We start from the raw sequence: 18289 nt of genomic DNA, 5'->3' as shown, positions 1-18289 counted from the left end.
GTCACCGTGCGCGCCGTGGGCGGGCGCGACCCGAGACGAGGAAGAGCAGACCGATGAGCGCGCGCATTCTGGTGGTCGACGACGACGCCGCCCTGGCCGAGATGATCGGCATCGTCCTGCGCGCCGACGGGTACGACGTCTCCTTCTGCGCGGACGGCTCAGGCGCCCTCGAGGCCTTCCGGCGGGCCCGGCCGGACCTGGTCCTGCTCGACCTGATGCTGCCCGGGATCGACGGGATCGAGGTGTGCCGCGCGATCCGCGCCGAGTCCGGCGTCCCCGTCATCATGCTGACGGCCAAGTCCGACACCTCCGACGTCGTGCAGGGCCTCGAGTCCGGCGCCGACGACTACATGGTCAAGCCGTTCGACCCCAAGGAGCTCGTCGCGCGGATCAGGACGCGCCTGCGTCCCGCCACCGCCGCCGCGAACGCGGTGCTGCAGGTCGGGGACCTGAGCCTCGACGTCGCCGGCCACGAGGTCCGCCGCGGCGAGACGCGCATCGGCCTGACCCCGCTCGAGTTCGACCTCCTCCTCGCCCTCGCCTCCAAGCCCCAGCAGGTCTTCACCCGCGAGATGCTGCTCGAGCAGGTCTGGGGCTACCACTACAAGGCCGACACCCGCCTCGTGAACGTGCACGTCCAGCGCCTGCGCGCCAAGGTCGAGAAGGACCCGGACGACCCCCGCATCGTGATGACCGTGCGCGGCGTCGGCTACCGCGCCGGCGCCGTCCTCCCGGGCTGACCGTGCCCCGCCTCGCCGCTCCCGACGTGCGCCGGTGGCCCCGCCGCGTGCTCGGGGTGTGGCGCACGTCGCTGCAGTTCCGCGCGGTCGCGATCACGGTCCTGCTCAGCGGCATCGCCATCGGCTCGACCGGCGTCTACCTCTCGTACAGCATCAGCGACAACCTGTTCCAGTCACGGCTGACGCAGGTCACGGGCGACACGTCGCGCGCGACCCGGGCCGCGCAGGGATACCTCGACGCCGCCACCGTCTCCACCCGCCAGGACATGGAGGAGGTGATGAGCTCGGTGCGCACCGCCGTCCGGGACGCCTCCTCCTCCGCGCTGATCGCCGTCGTGCGCTCGCCCGACCAGGAGGCGTCCTCGCTGGCGCCCCAGGACATCTACAACCGCGAGCTGCAGAACGGCGTGATCAGCGACGCGCTGCGCGAGCGGGTGCAGGCGGGCTCCGACGGGCAGTACTGGCAGTCGGTGACGCTCGACGCCTCCGGTCAGCAGCAGCCCGGCATCCTCGTCGGCTCGACCCTCGAGCTGCCGAGCTCGGCCGGGCGCTACGAGCTGTACATCGGCTACTCCCTCGCGGACGCGGAGCGCACGCTCCAGTTCGTGCAGCAGGTGCTCAACGTGGCGGGGATCCTGCTCATCCTGCTGATCGGAGCGGTCAGCTGGGTCGTCGTGCGGATCGTCGTCGCCCCGGTCCGGGTCGCGGCCGAGACGAGCCAGCGCCTCGCCGCCGGCGACTTCGACGTGCGGATCCCCGAGCGGGGCCAGGACGTGATCGCGACCCTCGCCCGGTCCTTCAACGGCATGGCCGACAGCCTGCAGGACCGGATCAGCGAGCTCGCGACGCTCAGCCAGGTCCAGCAGCGCTTCGTCTCGGACGTCTCGCACGAGCTCCGGACGCCGCTGACGACGATGAAGCTGGCCGGGGACGTGCTGTACGACCAGCGCGAGGACTTCGCCCCGGTCGCCGAGCGCACGGTCGAGCTGCTGCACAGCCAGATCGACCGCTTCGAGAGCCTCCTCGCCGACCTGCTCGAGATCTCCCGCCACGACGCGGGATCGGCCGAGCTCGAGCTCGAGCCGGTCAACCTGGTGAAGCTGGCCGGCGACGAGATCGAGGCGATGCGCGGGATCGCGGAGGCGAACGGCTCCCGGCTCACTCTCTCCGCCCCGGGCGGCTACTTCGACGCCGACCTCGATCCGCGCCGCATCCGCAGGATCGTCCGCAACCTGCTGGGCAACGCGATCGAGCACGGCGACGGCCGCGAGGTCGTCGTCACCGTCGACAGCAACGCCAGCGCGGTCGCCCTCGCCGTGCGCGACTACGGGCACGGCATGAGCAGCGAGGAGGTGGTGCGCGTCTTCGACCGCTTCTGGCGCGCCGATCCGTCCCGCCGCCGCACGCTCGGCGGCACCGGCCTCGGCCTCTCCATCGTGCAGGAGGACACCGCCCTGCACCACGGCTGGCTGCAGGTCTGGTCCGTGCCCGATCGCGGCGCCTGCTTCCGCCTGACCGTGCCCCGGCACCGCGGCGAGCGGATCGAGGCCTCGCCGCTCCCGCTGCCCCCGGTCGACGCGGGCGAGCAGGCCTACAGCGGCCCGATCGTCCTCCCTCCGCTGCAGGCTCCTCCGGTCGGGGCCGCGGGGGTGCTCCCGTGAGGCGCGGCATCCTCCGCGCCGCCGCGGCCGCCGCGCTGCTCGCGCTCGGGCTGGCCGGATGCGCCGGCATCCCGCGGGACGGCGACGTCGGAGTCGGACGGCCCGACACCGCGCCGCAGGACCTCCAGTACGACTTCCTCCCGTCGGGACCCGCCGTCGGTGCGTCGCAGCGCGACATCCTGACCGGCTTCATCGACGCCGCGTCGAGCCCGCAGAACAACTACAAGATCGCCCGCGAGTTCCTCTCCACCGGAGCCGACTGGACGCCGGGCGAGCACGTCACGGTCGACGAGGGCCAGCGCTCCGCCTCGCCGCAGTCGGGATCCACGCTCTCGCTGACGATCACGCCCGTCGCCGAGGTCGACGCGACCGGCGTCTACACCGACGTCGCCACCACGGCCGGCCTGACCCTCGACTACGGCTTCGTCCAGGAGAACGGCGAGTGGCGCATCAGCGCGCCGCCGAGCGGCGTGGTGATCGACCGCACCACCTTCGAGCAGGTCTTCTCGACGCACGCGCTCTACTTCTTCGACCCCGGATACCAGTACCTCGTGCCGGACCTGCGCTGGTTCGCCTCGCGCGCCGACAGCTCCACCAGCACCACGATCGTCACGGAGCTGCTGCGCGGCCCCACGCCGTGGCTGCGGGACTCCGCCGCCGTCGTGTCGGCCTTCCCGACCGGCACGACGCTGGCGGCCGAGACCGTGCCGGTCGAGTCGCAGCGCGCCGTGGTGGACCTGAACCCGGCCGCTCTCGAGGCCGATCCGGCGCAGTGGCGGCTGATGGCGCTGCAGCTGAACCGGAGCCTCGCGAACGTCTCGAACGTCACCGGAGTCGCGCTCTCCGTCGAGCAGAACCCGATCGACGTCCCCTCCGAGGTCACCGGGCTGCCGACCTCGCCCCGCGTCGACACCCGGCCGCTCGTGCTGACCGACGACGCTTTCGGATTCCTCGGCTCCTCCGGGCTGGCCGGCCTCGGGATCTCGGATCGGATCGAGGCGCTGCAGCCGCGGGCCGCGGTCCTCGGCGAGCAGCGCGGGGCCGACTCGGACGCGTCGGCCGCCGTGCTCACCGCCGCGGGCGTGAGCCTCGTGGAGCCCGACGGTGCCGACGTCCTCCTCGACGCGCGGTCGGGCCTCGTCGCGCCGTCCATCGATCCGCTCGGGTACGTCTGGTCGGTGCCGTCGGCATCGCCCGGGCAGCTGGTGGCGTACTCCGCGGACGGCTCGCGCTCGATGCAGGTCGCGACGGCCTGGAGCGAGGTCGAGTCGCTCGCCTCGATCGCCGTGTCGCGCGACGGCACCCGGATGCTGGCGCTCGCCCAGGACGGGCAGCAGGCCACGGTGCTGGTGGCCGGCATCACCCGCTCACGGGACGGCGACCCGGTGGCGGTCGGCGAGCCGGTCGTCCTCCGCTCGACTCTGGGGACCGCAGTCGCCGCGGCCTGGACGGACGAGCTCGATGTGGTGTCGGTCGTCCGCGGCTCGACGGGAGAGGACGCCGTCACGATGAACCTGCTCGGCGGAGGCGCCACGGCGCTCGGCACGACGACGGGCACGGTCCAGATCGCCGCGGGCAACACCTCGACCCAGGTCCGGATCCTCGCCGAGGGCGGGGAGCTCCGGCAGCAGCGGGGCTCGGCCTGGCAGACGACCGCGACGGACATCCGGCTGCTCGCGGCGCAGACCGGCATGGGGTCCTGACCGGTCCTGTCGGCGGCGACGAGCCCTGTCGACGACGGAGCGCTCCGGATGCTCCTCCCCAGGCGCGTCGGGCAGGCGGATCGTCCCGATCCGACGGATCCACCCCCCGCGCCGCGGCCCGGACAGCGAACGTGGAGGCATGCTCTCCGATCACCTGCTCGACGCCCTCGCCGTCCTCCTCCCGCTCGAGTGCCCCGCCTGCGGAGAGCCGACGAGCCGGGCGCCCTGTCCGGACTGCTCGGCCGACGCGGCCGCCTCGGCCTGCCTGCTGACCCGCGTCGTCGGACCGCAGGACGATCCGCTCCTCGTCGTCACCGGTGCCCCGTACGAGGGCACGGTGCGCCGCCTCGTCGTCGCGCTGAAGGAGGAGGGCCGCACGGCCTGCCTCGCCCCGCTCGGCGCGCTGCTGCGTCCCGCTCTCGGCGCGGCGCTCGCCGGCAGCCCCGCGATCCTGGTCGTCCCGCCCGGCTCCTGGCTCGGCCGCGTGCGGCGGGGCGCCGATCCCGTCGCGCAGCTGGTCGCCGCGGCGGGAGGGCGGGCGGTGCGTCCTCTCCGGCGGTCGCGGATGGTCCGCGACCAGGTCGGGCTCGGCCGCGTCGAGCGGCGCGGCAACCTCGACGGGGCGTTCCGCGCCCGCCGTCCGCTCTCGTCGTGGCCGCCGGTGGTCCTCGTCGACGACGTGGTCACCTCCGGCGCGACCCTGCTCGAGCTCCGGCGCGCCGTGCGTGCGGTCGGCGGGACGGTCCGGGCCGCGGCGGCCCTGGCCGGCACCGCGCAACGAGGAGGGAACGTAGCAGCAGAATCCGGACGAACTCCCGGTGACGATCCGGTGGCCGGGGTCTACGGTGGGGGCACGGCGTGAACGGTCCGCCCCGGAGAAAGGCGGCACGCCGTACTCGACTGGGAGGTTGTCATGGACATCGACATCACAGGACGCAACATCGACATCACCGATCGCTTCCGCGCGTACGCGACGGAGAAGTCGGACAAGGTGGCGCACCTCGCCGATCGTGCTCTCGCACTCGAGATCAAGGCGAGCAGGCACGCCGAGGGCAAGGGCTCGGCCGGCGGCGACCGCGTCGAGCTGACGCTGATCGGCAAGGGGCCCGTGGTCCGGGCCGAGGCGAGCGGAGCCGACAAGTACGCGGCGTTCGACGTCGCCATCGGCCGGCTGCTCGAACGGGTGAGACGCGCCAAGGACCGGAAGAAGGTCCATCGGGGCCAGCATCGGCCGACCTCGCTCCGCGACGCGGCCGCCGACGACTTCAGCGTCGTCGCCATCCAGCCGGCCGACGCGGCGGTGCTGGAGCAGCTGAGCACGGGCGTCATCCCCGTGCAGGAGGCGCCGGAGCCGGTGGAGGACGAGGTCGAGGAGCCGTACTGCCCCGTCGTCATCCGCAAGAAGGTCTTCGCCTCCGTCTCGATGACCGTCGACGACGCCGTCGACTACATGGAGCTGGTCGGACACGACTTCTACCTCTTCATCGACTCCGACACGAACCGCCCGAGCGTGGTCTACCGCCGCAAGGGCTGGGACTACGGCGTCATCGGCCTCGGCGACGAGGCCGACGAGCTCGCCGAGCAGGCCGCCGGCTGAGATCCGACCCCGGGCCCCGGAGCATCCGCTCCGGGGCCCTCCCCGTGCCCAGGCAGGGAGTCCGCCCAGGGCGGACGCGTCGCCCCGACCGCTCGCCGCCCGCCCCGGCTAGGCTGGTCGCGGTCCGCGCTCCGGCGCGCGACTCCTGTCTTCTACTTTTTTGGAGTACCCCGTGGCCTCTGTCCTCGAAAAGGTCCTTCGCGTCGGGGAGGGGCGGGTCATCCGTCGCCTCGAGAACTACGCGAAGGCCGTCAACGCCCTCGAAGAGGACTTCACGCACCTCAGCGACGAGGAGCTGAAGAACGAGACCGTCGAGCTGCGCGAGCGCTACTCGAACGGCGAGTCCCTCGACGACCTGCTGCCGGAGGCGTTCGCCGCCGTCCGCGAGGCCTCGCGCCGGACGCTCGGCCTCCGCCACTTCGACGTGCAGCTCATGGGCGGCGCCGCCCTGCACCTGGGCAACATCGCCGAGATGAAGACCGGAGAGGGCAAGACGCTCGTCGCGACCCTTCCGGCCTACCTCAACGCGATCGCCAGCCGCGGCGTGCACATCGTCACGGTCAACGACTTCCTCGCGTCGTACCAGTCCGAGCTGATGGGGCGCGTGTTCCGCGCCCTCGGCATGACGACCGGAGTGATTCTCTCGGGCCAGACCCCGGAGCAGCGCCGCGAGCAGTACTCGGCCGACATCACCTACGGCACGAACAACGAGTTCGGCTTCGACTACCTCCGCGACAACATGGCGTGGCAGGCGCAGGACATGGTCCAGCGCGGCCACTTCTACGCCATCGTCGACGAGGTCGACTCGATCCTCATCGACGAGGCCCGCACCCCGCTGATCATCTCCGGACCGGCCTCGGGCGAGGCGAACCGCTGGTTCGCGGAGTTCGCCAACCTCGCCAAGCGCCTCGACGAGGGCGAGGACTTCGAGGTCGACGAGAAGAAGCGCACCGTCGGCGTCCTCGAGCCCGGCATCGAGAAGGTCGAGGACTACCTCGGCATCGACAACCTCTACGAGTCGGCGAACACCCCGCTGATCTCGTTCCTCAACAACGCCATCAAGGCGCGCGCGCTGTTCAAGAAGGACAAGGACTACGTCGTGCTGAACGGCGAGGTCCTGATCGTCGACGAGCACACCGGCCGCATCCTGGCCGGACGCCGCTACAACGAGGGCATCCACCAGGCCATCGAGGCGAAGGAGGGCGTGCAGGTCAAGGCCGAGAACCAGACCCTGGCCACCGTCACGCTCCAGAACTACTTCCGCCTCTACGCGAAGCTCTCCGGCATGACCGGAACGGCCGAGACCGAGGCCGCCGAGTTCATGTCGACCTACAAGCTCGGCGTCGTCCCGATCCCGACGAACCGCAAGATGCAGCGGATCGACAACGCCGACCTCGTCTACAAGAACGAGCAGGTCAAGTTCGCCCAGGTCGTCGAGGACATCGCGGAGCGCCACGCGGCCGGGCAGCCGGTCCTCGTCGGCACGACCAGCGTCGAGAAGAGCGAGTACCTCTCGCGCCTGCTCGCCAAGAAGGGCGTGCGCCACGAGGTCCTGAACGCCAAGAACCACGCGCGGGAGGCGGCCATCGTCGCCCAGGCCGGCCGCCTCGGCGCCGTCACCGTCGCGACCAACATGGCCGGTCGAGGCACCGACATCATGCTCGGCGGCAACGCCGAGTTCCTCGCGGTCTCCGAGATGACGGCCAAGGGCCTGAACCCCTCCGAGACTCCGGAGGAGTACGAGGCCGCGTGGGACGAGGTCTTCGCCGCCGTCAAGGAGAAGGTGGGCGAGGAGGCCGAGAAGGTCCAGGCCGCCGGCGGCCTCTACGTGCTCGGCACCGAGCGCCACGAGTCGCGCCGCATCGACAACCAGCTCCGCGGACGCTCGGGCCGCCAGGGCGACCCGGGGGAGAGCCGCTTCTACCTCTCGCTCACCGACGACCTCATGCGCCTGTTCAACTCCGGCGCAGCCGAGGCGCTCATGGGCCGGGGCAACGTCCCGGACGACATCGCCATCGAGTCGAAGGTCGTCTCGCGCGCCATCCGCAGCGCCCAGTCGCAGGTCGAGGCCCGCAACGCCGAGATCCGCAAGAACGTCCTCAAGTACGACGACGTCCTCAACCGCCAGCGCGAGGCGATCTACTCGGACCGCCGCCACATCCTCGAGGGCGACGACCTGCACGAGCGCACCCAGAAGTTCCTCGTCGACGTGATCGACGAGATCCTCGAGGTGCACACCGGCGACGGCAACGGCGACGACTGGGACTTCGACGCCCTCTGGACCGAGCTGAAGACGCTGTACCCGATCAGCCTCACCATCGACGAGGTGGTGCAGGAGGCGGGCAGCCGCGGCCGCATCAACAAGGAGTTCATGCGCCGCGAGATCCTCTCGGACGCGCAGCTCGCCTACCAGCGCCGCGAGGAGCAGCTGGGCTCTCCCGCCATGCGCGAGCTCGAGCGCCGTGTCGTGCTCTCGGTGATCGACCGCCGCTGGCGCGACCACCTCTACGAGATGGACTACCTCAAGGACGGCATCGGCCTGCGCGCGATGGCCCAGCGCGATCCGCTGGTCGAGTACCAGCGCGAGGGCTTCGCCCTGTTCCAGCAGATGATGGGGCAGATCCGCGAGGAGACCGTCGGCTTCCTCTTCAACCTCGAGGTCGAGGTGACCCAGAAGCAGGGCGAGGTCGCCGGAGTCGCGGCCAAGGGCCTCGCTCAGCCGGTCGCTCCGGCCGAGAAGCTCAGCTACTCGGCCCCGAGCGACACCGGCGGCGTCGAGGTCCGCGACCAGCGCGGACAGGTGCAGCAGGCGGCCACCGCGAAGGCCCGCGCCGAGGAGGCCCGCAAGGCGCTTCCCGAGGGCGAGGCGGAGGAGACTCCGACGACCGGCGCCTTCGGCCAGAAGCCGGGCGGCTCGGACGCCCCCGCCAACCGCGAGGAGCGGCGCGCGCAGTCCAAGCGCCGCTGAGTCCTCCCCGGACGACGCCGACGGCCCCGGTCCCGCAGCAGCGGGTGTCCGGGGCCGTCGGCGTTCCTGCGGAGGCTCGGAGCCCGCCTCGCCCGCCGTCAGGACTCGCCGCGCGCGAGGGCCGAGACGAAGCCGCCGGCGAAGGTGTCGCCGAGGCCGATCGTCGTCGGCCGGTCCGTCTCGAGGACGAGCCCGGGGACGCAGCAGGCCTCGAGCGCCGACTCCACCGCTGCGCACACCGCTTGCGAGCCGGGCTGGGGAGGGAGTCCGCCGATGTGGTCGTAGTCGGCGGCGGTGAAGCCGTCCCTGAGGAGGTCGCGGAGCTCGATCGCGCGGATCATCTCGTCACCGCCGCCCCCGGAGCTCGAGGAGGCCCTGCGCGACAGGGGAGAGGAGATCGTGCTCCCGGCCGGTGCGGCCGTCCGGGAGCGCTGACCCGCTCCTCACAGCACGTTGATCGCGGTGGCACGCCAGCGCGCGTCCGTGCCCTCGAGCCGGATCGCGACGGCCCGGCTCCGTGCGCGGTGATGCACCAGGACCACTCCCTCGACGACGCCGTCCCGCGGCTCCGTGACGATCACCCGTCCGACCGTGAACGGGACGCGCTGCGCCGTCCGCTTCCGCAGGCTGCGGGCGCGGGCCGCGAGTACGACCCGCTTCTGCAGGTGGTGGTAGACCTCGTCGCTCAGCCACCGCGCGATCTGGTCGATCTCGCGCGAGCCCTCCAGGATCTCGATCACGAGGTGCGTGAGCCGGGCGAGCAGGGGCTCCGGGTCGGGCAGCTCCGCGCGGGTCGCAGGCTGCGGGGCGAAGAACTCCGCGATGGTGAGCCGCTCCACGGCCGCCTCGGGGTCGAGGGGGAGGGTGCGGTAGTCGAAGGCGTGGAGGGGAAGGCTCATGCGGCGATCTCCTGGGGCAGGACGAGCTGTTCACGGGTCCGGGTCACCTCTCTGCTCGACGGGCGGGGCGCGCTGGGTCGGCACGCGAGGACGACCTCATCGAAGCAGTCGAGGGATGCTCATGGAGTGCAGAGGCGCAGACTGTGGATAATCGTCGGCCGTCCCGAGCTGTGGACAGCGAGCCCGGCGTGCACCGCCCGGCCGCGCCCTAGGCTTGTCGGGTGTCGACCCTCAGTGACCTCGTCCTCTCCCACGGCCGATCCGACGAAGCGGACGTCGAATGGCTGCACCTGCTCGTCGGCGACCTGCAGCTGCTCGCCGACCTGGCCTTCGCCGACATCGTGCTCTGGGTGCCCACGGCCGACGACAGCTTCGTCGCCGTCGCCCACGCGCGCCCCAGCAGCGCGGCGACGCTCTTCTACCGCGACTTCGTCGGGCAGAGGATCAAGTCGGAGTGGCGCGCCCAGGTCGTCGAGGCGTTCGAGACCGCGCGGATCGTCGACACCTCCGCCCCGGACTGGTTCGAGGAGACGCCCACCCGCGTGCGCGCGGTGCCCGTCCTGCGCCGCCTGGGGGCCTCCGACGGCGGGACGACGGACCGCCCCATCGCGGTCGTCACGCGCCACACCAACCTCAGCGAGACACGCACGCCGAGCCGGCAGGAGCTGACGTTCAACGACTGCGCGAACGACCTCTTCTCGATGATCGCCTCGGGCGACTTCCCCGATCTGGGCGCGCCGACCGGTCCTCGCCGCGGGGCGCCGCGCGCGTCCGACGGCCTGATCCGCCTGGACGTCGACGGCGTCACCACGTTCGCGAGCCCCAACGCCCTCTCGGCGTTCAACCGCATCGGCTTCGCCGACGAGCTCGAGGGGGAGTCGCTCGCCGAGGTCACGACGAAGCTGATCGCGGGGAAGGTCGTCATCGACGAGTCGCTCCCGCTGGTCGTGACCGGCCGGGCGCCGTGGCGCACCGACATCGAGGCCCGCGGAGTGACGGTGTCGCTGCGCGCGATCCCGATCCGCGACCGCGGCGAGCGGGTCGGCGCCGTCGTCCTGTGCCGCGACGTGACGGAGCTGCGCCACCAGGAGCGGGAGCTCATCACCAAGGACGCGACGATCCGCGAGATCCACCACCGCGTGAAGAACAACCTGCAGACCGTGGCCTCGCTGCTGCGGATCCAGGCCAGGCGCACCCACTCCGACCTCGCCCGGGAGGCGCTCACGCAGGCGATGCGCCGGGTCGCCGCCATCGCGGTCGTGCACGACACGCTCTCGGAGGGGCTGAACCAGAACGTCGACTTCGACGCGGTCTTCGACCGGGTGCTGCTGCTGATCGCCGAGGTCGCCTCGACCCACAACACCACGGTGCACCCGAAGCTGACGGGGAGCTTCGGCAACCTGCCCAGCGAGTACGCGACTCCGCTCGCCCTCGCCCTGACCGAGCTGGTCACCAACGCCGTCGAGCACGGCCTGGCCGGACGGGAGGGCGACGTGGAGATCGTCGCCTCGCGCAGCGACGACGAGCTCACGGTGAAGGTGCGCGACACGGGCGTCGGGCTGCCGGAGGGCAAGGTCGGATCGGGCCTGGGCACGCAGATCGTGCGCACGCTCATCCAGGGCGAGCTCGGCGGCACCATCGACTGGCACACGCTGGTCGGGCGCGGCACCGAGGTCACCATCGAGGTGCCGCTGCGATGGCTGGAGCGCGCCCGCTCCTGAAGCCGGAGACGACGCGACCCCCGCTGCCGAGAGGCGACGGGGGTCGGGGTCGTTCGTGCCGCCGAGCGGCTCGTGCGCCTAGGAGGCGCGGCGTGCGCGGGCGGCGCGGCGCTTCAGGGCGCGACGCTCGTCCTCGCTGAGGCCGCCCCACACGCCCGAGTCCTGGCCGGTCTCGAGGGCGTACTGGAGGCAGACCTCGGTGACGGTGCAGCGTGCGCACACCGACTTCGCCTTCTCGATCTGGTCCACGGCCGGGCCGGTGTTGCCGACCGGGAAGAAAAGCTCGGGGTCTGCGGTGAGGCAAGCGGCCTTGTCGCGCCAGTCCATGCGGGTGCTCCTTGTGTGAAGGCGTGCGTGGAGGAACCACGCAGTGTTCGGGTGAGATGATCGATCCACGCCGACGATCCCGACCAGTACTCGACCTCCGCGCCCTCACCGGCGCACGCCACGAGGCCCCGTGCTGGAGCGCGGGGTGGATCGGGGTGGTGGACGGGAGAACGCTCGGTTCTTGCCGGTGCACTCGACGCGATGCGCGAGCACTGCGTCGGCCACCCGGCTCCAGTGCTGGTCATCCGGCTCGCCCCCGTGCCTGACGGCGCGGCGGGATCGGATGTTCACATCGGCGGAAACCCACGACCCTGTGAGCGGTGAAACGAACTGGACTAGCCTGTCACGGGGATGAGCCCGAATCAAGAGTCCTGGATGGGATGTGCCGGTGACCGCTGACGCGAACGGGTCCCGCGGACCCCGCCCGACCGCCTCCCGGCCGCTCGGTCTGGTGGTGCTGATCGCGGTCCTCGCCCTCGAGACGCTCGCCGTCGCCGGGGTCGCGGCGTGGCTCGTGCTCGAGCTGCTGACGACCCGGGCCGACACGGTCGGCGGAGGGATCGCCATCGTCGTCCTCGCGCTGATCGCCGTGTGCTGGGCCGCCGCGACGACGCTCGGCGCCGTGCGACGGCGCGGCTGGATGCGCGCGTCGGCGCTGACGATCCAGCTGGTGATGATGGCCGTGGCGCTCGGCGCCTTCCAGGGCCAGTACGCCGTGCCCGACATCGGCTGGGCGCTGCTGGCGCCGGCCGTGGTGGCCGTCGTCGCGCTGTTCCTCCCGAGCGTGGTCGCCGCCACTCGTCGCGATCCGGCCGTGTAGCCGGACGGCTGGCGCGCCGCCGCTTGCGGGTGCGACGCTGGAGGGACCCCCTCCTCGACACGGAAGCGACGCGCATGGACTCCACCCGACTCGGCTCCAGCGGCCTGCAGATCTCCTCGATCGTCCTCGGCTGCATGAGCTTCGGCGCTCCCGACCGCGGGGCCCACGGCTGGAGCATGGGCGAGGAGGAGTCGCGGACCTTCCTCCGGCGGGCGCTGGAGCTCGGCGTCACCACGTTCGACACGGCGGACGTCTACTCCGACGGCACGAGCGAGGAGTTCGTCGGCCGGGCGCTCGCGGACTTCGCGGTCCGCGAGGAGGTCGTGATCGCCACGAAGGTCCACGGGCGGATGCGCTCCGGCCCCAACGGCGGCGGCCTCTCGCGGCGGCACATCCTCAGCGCGATCGACGACAGCCTCCGGCGTCTCGGCACGGACTACGTCGACCTCTACCAGATCCACCGCTGGGACCCCGAGACGCCGATCGAGGAGACGATGGAGACGCTCCACGACGTCGTCCGCTCGGGCAGGGCGCGCTACATCGGCGCCTCGAGCATGTGGGCGTGGCAGTTCGCGAAGGCGCAGTACACCGCGGATCTGGGCGGCTGGACGCGGTTCGTCTCGATGCAGGACCAGTACAACCTGATCCAGCGCGAGGACGAGCGCGAGCTGCACCCCTTCTGCGTCGACCAGGGAGTCGGCGTGATCCCGTGGTCGCCGCTCGCCCGGGGCCGGCTCACCCGCGACTGGGACGAGACCACGGCGCGCACCGAGACCGACGTCTTCGGCGGCACCCTCTACCGCCAGCAGGAGGAGGCCGACCGGCGGACCGTCGCGACCGTCGCACGCATCGCCGAGCAGCGCGGCGTGCCCCGTGCGCAGGTGGCGCTCGCCTGGGTCCGGCAGCAGGAGGCGGTCACCGCTCCGATCGTCGGAGCCACGAAGCTCCACCACCTCGACGACGCGGTCGCGTCGCTGGACGTGGAGCTGACCGCCGACGAGCTGGAGGCGCTGGGCGCCGACTACGCACCGCGCGCCAACGAGGGGTTCTGATCAGGCCGATGCGCCACCGCTGATCCGCCCGAGCGGTCTCCGCTATGTTTCCTCTCGAAGATGACGGAAGCTCGGATCGGGAGGCGGCATGGCGAGGAGTGCTGGGGATCCGCTAGGGGCGCGCTACCGCCTGCTCGAGCGGATCGGCTCGGGTGCCGCGGGCGAGGTGTGGCGCGTCGCCGACGCGCAGGGGCCGGACCGCGCGGCGAAGCTCCTCCGCGGTGAGCACGTGCACGACGCGGGCCTGGTCGAGCGGTTCGTCCGTGAGAGGTCGGTGCTCACCCGTCTGCGGCACCCGCACGTCGTGGAGGTGCTCGACCTCGTCGTGGAGGGGGAGACGCTCGGGATCGTGATGGAGCTCGTCGGCGGTGGACCGCTGCGGGAGCTGCTGCGGGACGAGGGCACCCTCCCGGCGGTCGATGCGCTGCCCGTGGCGGCCTCGATCCTCGACGCTCTCGCCGCCGCGCATGCGATCGGCACGGTCCACCGGGACGTGAAGCCCGACAACGTCCTGCTCGCGGAGGGTGCGGACGATGCGGGCTCCGCCGTCCGCGTCTCCGACTTCGGCATCGCTCACGTGGTCGCCGAGGGGCCGCGCGCGACGACGGGTATCATCGGGACGCCGGAGTACCTCTCGCCCGAGATGCTCGCCACCGGAGCGGCCGGCCCGCCGAGCGACGTCTACTCGACGGGGATCCTGCTCTACGAGCTGCTGTGCGGCCGGACCCCGTTCGCCGGCCCCGGCGCCGATGTCGCGGTCGCCTACCGGCACGTCGCGATGCTCCCGCCGCCGCTGGATCTGCCGCCGCGGCTCGCGTCGCTCCTGGACCGGATGCTCGCGAAGGATCCGGCGTCGCGGCCGACGGCTGCGGAGGCGGCGGGGATCCTGCGACGCCTCTCCCCGGCGCTGGCCGGGCTGCCGGCGCTGCCGCGCGCGGCGGGCGCGGCGGAGTTCGAGGAGGCCGAGCGCCCGGGCACGGCCCTCCGCGGGATGGCGGTGGAGATGTCGTCGGAGCCGGTGGAGGAGGGGCCCGCTCCCGAGCTCGGCCCGTCGTCGCAGGCGACCGTGCTCCGCCCGGTGCCGCGCCGCGAGCTGCGCCTGGCGGAACGGCCGTTCGAGGCTCCAGCTCGGCGGGGGCGCGGCGGACGTCTGCGGATGATCCTCGCCGCCCTCGGCGCCGGCGTCCTGCTCATCGGGGCGGTGCTCCTCGCCGTCCAGCCGCGCGGCGGCGGAGCACGGGCCTCGGCACCGGATGCCGACCTGTCGGCCCGGCAGCAGGACCGGCCGCTGCCGACGGGCCTCGGAGTGACGCGATCGGCCACCTGGGACGCGGAGCGACGGGCCGTGGTCGTCGAGATCTCCTACTCCGCCCAGAGCGCGCCCCTCTCGGGGTCCTTCCTCGAGGTGCTGCCGGGCCCGGACGCCGCGGCGGCGTGCCCCGCGGCCAGCTGGTCCGGAGTGACGGCGGTGCGCAACCGGCCGAGCGTCACCGGAGTCGGGGTCGGCTGCGGTTGGAGCCTGACGGACCTGCACGTCCCGGCGCAGGGGATCGTCGACGTCACGGCGACCGTGCCGATCGCGGTGGCCGAGCAGAGCGCCCTGGACGGGTGGCTCGCGGCGGCCGCATCAGCGACGGCACAGGCGGTGGCCGACCCTGCGGTCACCGGGACGGCGTATCCCGTGCAGCGGCTGCGGGATGTGCGGATCGAGACTCCCGCGCGGACGGTCGGCCGGACCCCGCTGCCGGTGACGCTGGTGCCGGTCTGGCCGAGCGGGGCGGACCCCGTGAATCCCCTGCTGGCGACGCCGTCGTCCGCGCCGGCGAGCAGCATGCTCGACGCGATCGCGGGCGGAGTGGAGGGCGTGCGGTTCAGCGACGGCTGCAGCGGCGCGGTCGCCGTGTCGTCCGACGGGCTGACGGTGACCGCCCTCACGGTGACTCCGTCCTGCGAGCTGCGCGCCCGAGTGGGCGCGTTCTCGGACCTCTCGAGCAGTCCCTTCGCGATCACCACTCGCGAGTGAGTCGACCTCCCGCGCCAGTGTCGAGCCGTCGACGCCACGCGAGCCGTCTGTGCTGTCTTGCCTTCTACCATGACGAGACATCCTCATGAAACGACGGTGGAGTGGGGAGCGGGCGGGACGGTCCCGTCCGCAGGGGTAGAAAGGTGTGATCCATGTCACGTGTTCTCTCGACCGACGAGGCGAAGTCCGCGATCCAGCAGATCCAGTCGATCGTCAACGGCGGCCTCGCCGATCAGATCAGCCGGCTCGACGCACAGGGGCGGACACTGTCCGATCCGAACGTCTGGGACGGTCCGCTGGCCTCGCAGTTCCGCTCGTCGACCTGGCCGGAGACGAAGTCGGCCCTCGAGAAGGCCAAGCAGGAGCTCGAGGAGCTGCGCAGCCAGCTGGCGACGATCTCGCAGAACATCTTCGCCGCCGGCGGAGGGAGCTGACCGGCCGTCCCGCCCCTGCGTGCTCCGGCGAGCGGGGGCGGGACGTGCTCGTCGTCTCCGCGCTCCTTCCTCCGCGCACCTCCATCGGTGCGTCTCGGAGTGATCGGAGCGCTCTCGAGGAGGACGCGCCGATCGACTCGGTGGCGGAGGCGCGATCACCCGCCCGAGGGCGCTGATCAGCCGCCGTCCGCCGGCGTCGGCGAGACCGACTGCACGAAGTGGATCTCGCCGTCGAGGCTGACGAAGCCCCGGCCCACCGTGGGCGGGACGGGGAAGCGCCGCGGGATCTGCGCGCCGAGGAGAGTGCCGTCGTTGTCGACGTCGGGCTGGAGCAGCAGCACGGAGCGGGAGGCCGCCGCCTTCTTCGTCCAGTTCCCGAAATGGCTGCGGAGCTCGCTCGACCGGCCGGCCAGCACGACGCAGAGTCCCGGGCGACCCGACGAGACCAGCCTCATCAGCGCCTGGTCGGTGTCGTCCCAGCGCTCGGCGTCGTCAAGGAGGAGCAGCACGGGGCCCTCCTCCGTCGACAGCGACGCGAGGAGGGTGCGGAGCTCCTCCGCGCCCACAGCGAGTCGGTCGAGGTCGGCGCCCCTCAGCGGGGAGCGTCGATCGCACACTCCCCAGACGGCGACCGAGCCGGCGGCCCGCGCCGCCTCGGCCAGGGCGAGCAGCACGGTCGACTTGCCCGATCGGGCGGGTCCGGCGATGACGACGTGCTCGCCCTCGAAGACCTGGAACGCCAGCGGGGCGAGGTCCGACTCGCCGAGGCCGATCGGGAGCAGCCACGGCTCGCGATCGAAGCGGGCCTCGATCCCGAGCGCGCTCACGGCGACCCTGTCAGGAAGCGTGCCGACCGTGCTCGTCCTGCCGCGCGCATCCGGCCAGGCGGCCGCGAGCTCGGCGATCGCGTCGTCGAGACCGGCCCTCGGAGTCGCGACCTGCGTCTGCAGGAGCGACGAGGTGAGAACGCAGCGCCCCGGCACCGCTGCCGGCGCCTGCACCGGCTTCACCCCGGCGGCGGCGTAGTCCTGCGGGTCGGCGAGGCGGAACAGCCACTTCTGCGTCGTGACCTCCTCCATCACCGAGGGGATCGCCCTCGCCCGGGTGCTCGTCACCGCGAAGTGCAGGCCGAGCTCCGGTCCGTCGGCGTAGGCGCGGGTGAACGCCTCCATCAGAGCCAGGCCCTCCCAGTCCTGGAACTCGTCCTTCAGAGTGGCGAGACCGTCGACGAGCACCAGCGCACGACGGTGGCCCCCGGGCGATGCTCGGCGCCGGCGCACCTCGTCGCGCAGGTGACGGAGGAACCGGGTCTGCTTCTCGTGGGATCCGCCACCTGCGCCGACGTAGGAGACGGTGTGCGGGAGTCGCGCAAGCGGGGCGGAGTCGCGGGAACCGGCAGCGAGGACGTAGAGGTCGAGCTCGTCCGGGGGGAAGTGGCGGGCGGCCGTCAGCGCGATCGACGCGAGCGCCGTGCTGGTGCCGCTGCCGGGGATGCCGATGAGGAGCAGGTTCCCCTCGCCCAGATCCCAGCCGGTCGGCGTCCGGCGCTGCCGGTCGGGGTCGTCCGAGAGTGCGACGTGCAGGACGTCGCCGACGACGCGACCGAGGTCGGACTCCTCCGCACCGAACCCGCTGAGGGCCACGGTGTCCTCGAGCGGCTCCGGCCAGATCGGGCGGGGAGGGCCGAAGCCCGAAGCGACGTCCGCCTCGACCACCGCGTCGATCAGGAGGTCGAGATCGGTCGGGGCCGTCTCGTCGGCGGCGACCGGGGAGGGGCCCTCGACGGGGACGCCCGTGGGTCCGACCGGGCGGACCTCGATCGCCTCGACGGCCGCCGCCTCCGCGCGACCGGTGACCAGCGCCGTCTGGACGGGCGAGATGTCGTTCTGGCCCCGCTTCACGTACGCCCGGCCGGTCTGGGAGCGGGAGATCCCGGCCGCGCTCGCGACTCCGATCACGTCGGCGGAGTCGTCCCGGCTCTGCACCCGGAGGGCGACGCGGAGGTTGGTGTTGGCGAGGATGTCGTCGTTCACCACTCCGGCCGGACGCTGGGTGGCGAGGATCATGTGCACGCCGAGCGTCCTGCCGACCGCGGCGACGCTCACGAGGGACGTCAGGACGTCGGGATGCTCCTTCGCGAGAACGGCGAACTCGTCGACGACGAGCAGGAGCCGCGGCATCGGCTCCGGCGGCGAGGTGGCCCAGTACGCGTCGAGGTCGTCGACACCCTCGCCGGCGGCGGCGAAGAGCCGCTGACGACGCCGCATCTCGGCCTGGAGCGAGCGCAGCGCGCGGTCGGCGAGCTGGGCGTCGAGGTTGCTGATGGTGCCGATCGTGTGCGGGA

The 18289-nt window shown here is 72.4% G+C and carries 15 protein-coding genes; 11 read left to right on the top strand and 4 right to left on the bottom strand.

What is annotated here, in order from left to right; translation table 11 throughout:
* The first annotated feature begins 53 nt into the window (after positions 1-53).
* The 6 genes from mtrA to secA all read left to right on the top strand — a co-directional run bounded on the left by mtrA (position 54) and on the right by secA (position 8669).
* Positions 54-740: an MtrAB system response regulator MtrA gene (mtrA, locus tag C5C54_RS01435; RefSeq protein WP_104224133.1), complete on the top strand. Its 687-nt coding sequence runs from the start codon at positions 54-56 to the stop codon at positions 738-740.
* Between the two features lie 2 nt (positions 741-742).
* Positions 743-2401 (top strand): MtrAB system histidine kinase MtrB, encoded by a 1659-nt coding sequence (mtrB, locus tag C5C54_RS01430; protein WP_258063171.1) that lies wholly within the window; start codon positions 743-745, stop codon positions 2399-2401.
* Positions 2398-4104: an LpqB family beta-propeller domain-containing protein gene (locus tag C5C54_RS17800; protein WP_104287636.1), complete on the top strand. Its 1707-nt coding sequence runs from the start codon at positions 2398-2400 to the stop codon at positions 4102-4104. Before mtrB ends, C5C54_RS17800 begins: the two co-directional genes overlap by 4 nt.
* 139 nt (positions 4105-4243) lie before the next feature.
* Positions 4244-4966: a ComF family protein gene (locus C5C54_RS01420; protein WP_104287635.1), complete on the top strand. Its 723-nt coding sequence runs from the start codon at positions 4244-4246 to the stop codon at positions 4964-4966.
* Between the two features lie 51 nt (positions 4967-5017).
* Positions 5018-5701: a ribosome hibernation-promoting factor, HPF/YfiA family gene (hpf, locus tag C5C54_RS01415; protein ID WP_104224131.1), complete on the top strand. Its 684-nt coding sequence runs from the start codon at positions 5018-5020 to the stop codon at positions 5699-5701.
* A 172-nt stretch (positions 5702-5873) separates the two neighbouring features.
* Positions 5874-8669 carry a preprotein translocase subunit SecA gene (secA, locus tag C5C54_RS01410; RefSeq protein ID WP_104225488.1) on the top strand — a complete coding sequence of 932 codons (2796 nt, stop codon included), beginning with the start codon at positions 5874-5876 and terminating at the stop codon, positions 8667-8669.
* A 98-nt stretch (positions 8670-8767) separates the two neighbouring features.
* On the opposite strand, the gene C5C54_RS01405 is transcribed toward secA, so the two are convergent.
* Together C5C54_RS01405 and C5C54_RS01400 are read right to left on the bottom strand one after the other, a co-directional pair.
* Entirely contained in the window at positions 8768-9010 is a 243-nt protein-coding gene (locus C5C54_RS01405; protein ID WP_104246660.1) for a hypothetical protein, read from the bottom strand.
* Positions 9011-9112: 102 nt separating this feature from the next.
* Entirely contained in the window at positions 9113-9568 is a 456-nt protein-coding gene (locus C5C54_RS01400) for an Rv3235 family protein (protein WP_219812134.1), read from the bottom strand.
* A gap of 221 nt (positions 9569-9789) precedes the next feature.
* Here C5C54_RS01400 and C5C54_RS01395 point away from each other — a divergent pair, with 221 nt between their 5' ends.
* On the top strand, positions 9790-11289 hold the full coding sequence (locus C5C54_RS01395) for a sensor histidine kinase (RefSeq protein ID WP_104224128.1): 1500 nt from the start codon (positions 9790-9792) through the stop codon (positions 11287-11289).
* A 78-nt stretch (positions 11290-11367) separates the two neighbouring features.
* On the opposite strand, the gene C5C54_RS01390 is transcribed toward C5C54_RS01395, so the two are convergent.
* A complete protein-coding gene (locus C5C54_RS01390; RefSeq protein ID WP_055788231.1) occupies positions 11368-11616 on the bottom strand; it encodes a WhiB family transcriptional regulator in 249 nt (82 codons plus the stop codon).
* A 388-nt stretch (positions 11617-12004) separates the two neighbouring features.
* Between C5C54_RS01390 and C5C54_RS01385 the strand changes: the two genes are divergently transcribed.
* The 4 genes from C5C54_RS01385 to C5C54_RS01370 all read left to right on the top strand — a co-directional run bounded on the left by C5C54_RS01385 (position 12005) and on the right by C5C54_RS01370 (position 15945).
* Positions 12005-12436 carry a hypothetical protein gene (locus tag C5C54_RS01385; protein WP_104255262.1) on the top strand — a complete coding sequence of 144 codons (432 nt, stop codon included), beginning with the start codon at positions 12005-12007 and terminating at the stop codon, positions 12434-12436.
* Between the two features lie 74 nt (positions 12437-12510).
* Complete coding sequence (locus C5C54_RS01380; protein WP_104287634.1) at positions 12511-13488, top strand: aldo/keto reductase; 978 nt, start codon at positions 12511-12513, stop codon at positions 13486-13488.
* An 88-nt stretch (positions 13489-13576) separates the two neighbouring features.
* Positions 13577-15511 carry a serine/threonine-protein kinase gene (locus C5C54_RS01375; protein WP_104287633.1) on the top strand — a complete coding sequence of 645 codons (1935 nt, stop codon included), beginning with the start codon at positions 13577-13579 and terminating at the stop codon, positions 15509-15511.
* Positions 15512-15663: 152 nt separating this feature from the next.
* A complete protein-coding gene (locus C5C54_RS01370) occupies positions 15664-15945 on the top strand; it encodes a pyrophosphorylase (RefSeq protein WP_104224124.1) in 282 nt (93 codons plus the stop codon).
* 176 nt (positions 15946-16121) lie between these two features.
* Here C5C54_RS01370 and C5C54_RS18505 read toward each other — a convergent pair whose 3' ends face one another.
* The gene (locus C5C54_RS18505) at positions 16122-18269 is read right to left on the bottom strand and encodes an FtsK/SpoIIIE domain-containing protein (RefSeq protein ID WP_374953274.1); all 2148 of its coding nucleotides are present in this window, start codon (positions 18267-18269) and stop codon (positions 16122-16124) included.
* Positions 18270-18289 lie beyond the last annotated feature (20 nt).

This window comes from Rathayibacter sp. AY1F2, from assembly GCF_002930885.1.
Lineage (GTDB): Bacteria > Actinomycetota > Actinomycetes > Actinomycetales > Microbacteriaceae > Rathayibacter.
Note: the sequence above shows the minus strand (reverse complement) of the source record. Positions and strands in the feature narration are given on the sequence as shown.

What these genes read in the sequence shown, in the direction of transcription:
- mtrA (WP_104224133.1), top strand. Translation starts at nt 54, where the DNA reads ATGAGCGCGCGCATTCTGGTGGTCGACGACGACGCCGCCCTGGCCGAG.
- C5C54_RS01420 (WP_104287635.1), top strand. Translation starts at nt 4,244, where the DNA reads ATGCTCTCCGATCACCTGCTCGACGCCCTCGCCGTCCTCCTCCCGCTC.
- hpf (WP_104224131.1), top strand. Translation starts at nt 5,018, where the DNA reads ATGGACATCGACATCACAGGACGCAACATCGACATCACCGATCGCTTC.
- C5C54_RS01405 (WP_104246660.1), bottom strand. Translation starts at nt 9,010, where the DNA reads ATGATCCGCGCGATCGAGCTCCGCGACCTCCTCAGGGACGGCTTCACC.
- C5C54_RS01400 (WP_219812134.1), bottom strand. Translation starts at nt 9,568, where the DNA reads ATGAGCCTTCCCCTCCACGCCTTCGACTACCGCACCCTCCCCCTCGAC.
- C5C54_RS01390 (WP_055788231.1), bottom strand. Translation starts at nt 11,616, where the DNA reads ATGGACTGGCGCGACAAGGCCGCTTGCCTCACCGCAGACCCCGAGCTT.
- C5C54_RS01380 (WP_104287634.1), top strand. Translation starts at nt 12,511, where the DNA reads ATGGACTCCACCCGACTCGGCTCCAGCGGCCTGCAGATCTCCTCGATC.
- C5C54_RS01375 (WP_104287633.1), top strand. Translation starts at nt 13,577, where the DNA reads ATGGCGAGGAGTGCTGGGGATCCGCTAGGGGCGCGCTACCGCCTGCTC.
- C5C54_RS01370 (WP_104224124.1), top strand. Translation starts at nt 15,664, where the DNA reads ATGTCACGTGTTCTCTCGACCGACGAGGCGAAGTCCGCGATCCAGCAG.